The organism is Actinoplanes sp. NPDC048791 (assembly GCF_040650095.1).
Classification (GTDB): Bacteria; Actinomycetota; Actinomycetes; order Mycobacteriales; family Micromonosporaceae; genus Actinoplanes.
The window spans coordinates 1-1,356 of sequence record NZ_JBEZGQ010001586.1 but is presented as its reverse complement, the minus strand read 5'-3'; the positions used below and the strand labels follow the sequence as shown (position 1 = coordinate 1,356).

At 72.4% G+C, this 1,356-nt stretch carries 2 protein-coding genes; both read right to left on the bottom strand.

The annotated features are described in order from the left end of the window. Positions 1–129: 129 nt before the first annotated feature. Positions 130–909, bottom strand: coding sequence for a manganese catalase family protein (locus tag AB0C29_RS48715; RefSeq protein ID WP_360835216.1), 780 nt, complete (start codon positions 907–909; stop codon positions 130–132). A gap of 56 nt (positions 910–965) precedes the next feature. After that, positions 966–1,238: an ATP-binding protein gene (locus tag AB0C29_RS48710; RefSeq protein ID WP_360835217.1), complete on the bottom strand. Its 273-nt coding sequence runs from the start codon at positions 1,236–1,238 to the stop codon at positions 966–968. Positions 1,239–1,356 lie beyond the last annotated feature (118 nt).

The following is a 1,356-nucleotide window of genomic DNA, read 5'->3' as shown; positions in this document are numbered from 1 at the left end:
CCGCCAGGACGGCCACGGCCAGCCCCGCGGTGCGCGCGTCCCAGCGGCCGTGCAGCACCAGGGCCAGCAGGTACGCCAGCGCGACGAACGTGCGGAAGAAGGGGGCGTTGCGCACGACGGGAACTCCTCTCACGAGCAGTACAGGCGGGGATCGGCCGGGGGCAGCACCGGTGGCCGGCCCTCGGAGGACGGGGTGGACTCGTACGTCAGCCCGTTTGCCCACCGGCCGGCCGCGGCGTCCTCGCCGTCGGAGAAGCTCAGGTAGGTCCGGGCGTACGCGTCGTCGGGCACGGCGTCGGGGAACGCCTCCGGCACCGGCATGTGCTCGATACCGTCCTCGCGCAGTTCCTCGATGGCGGCCAGCCACACGTTCTGGTGCATGGTGTCGCGGGCCAGCAGGTACCGCAGCATCTGCTTGACCCCGGGGTCGCCGGTCATGTGGAACAGCCGGGCCAGCCGCAGCCGGCTCTGCGCCTCGGCGCTGACGTTGAGGTGGAAGTCGGCGAGCAGGCTGCCGCTGGCGGTCACGTAGGAGCCACTCCACGGCACCCCGTTGCTGTCGGCCAGCAGCGGACCGGACCCGGCCTGCACGAGGTGGGCGGAGTAGATCTCGGCGCACTGGGCCGGGTTGTCCTCGTTCTCGTCCGCGGTCAGCGGCGCGTCCTGCAGCAGCCGGGTGATCATGGTGCTCAGCATCTCCACGTGGGCCAGTTCCTCGGTGCCCATGTCGAGCAGCAGGTCGCGGTACTTGCCCGGCAGCCGGCAGGTCCAGCCCTGGAGCAGGTACTGGTTCGCGACGGTGAGCGCCCCCCACCGGCCCCCGAGGGCGTCCTGCAGGCGCCGCGCGAAGGCGGCGTCCGGGCCGTCCGGCCGGGCCTCGAACCGCAGTTGCTTGACGTGGTTGAACACGCCTTCACCATGCCCGTCCGGGCGTCCTCTCCAGGCCAGCGGGTGGCCCGAACGGGTCAACGTCGGCGGCGCGGCAGGGTGACCTCCAGGGCCACCCCGCGCGGGGACAGGCCGCGGGCCCGCAGCGTCCCGCCCTGGGCGTCGACCAGGTGGCGGACGACCCACAGTCCCAGGCCTTTCGTGCCCGCCGGGGGCGTGCGCCGGTGCAGCGCGTGCAGCAGATCCTCGGTCAGTCCGCCCTGGTCAGCCACGGTCAGCCGCAGCCGGCGCCGCCGGACGGCAGCGATCAATCTGATTTCACCGGGGGAGTAGCGAGCGGCGTTCGACAGCAGGTTCAGCAGGATCTGCCGGGTGTGCCGGGCCGGGCCACCAACCTGTACGACGAGCGCACGGTCGTCGCAGCACCACGGCTTGATTGACTGTCAGCACTACGGGACCCGCTCCGGC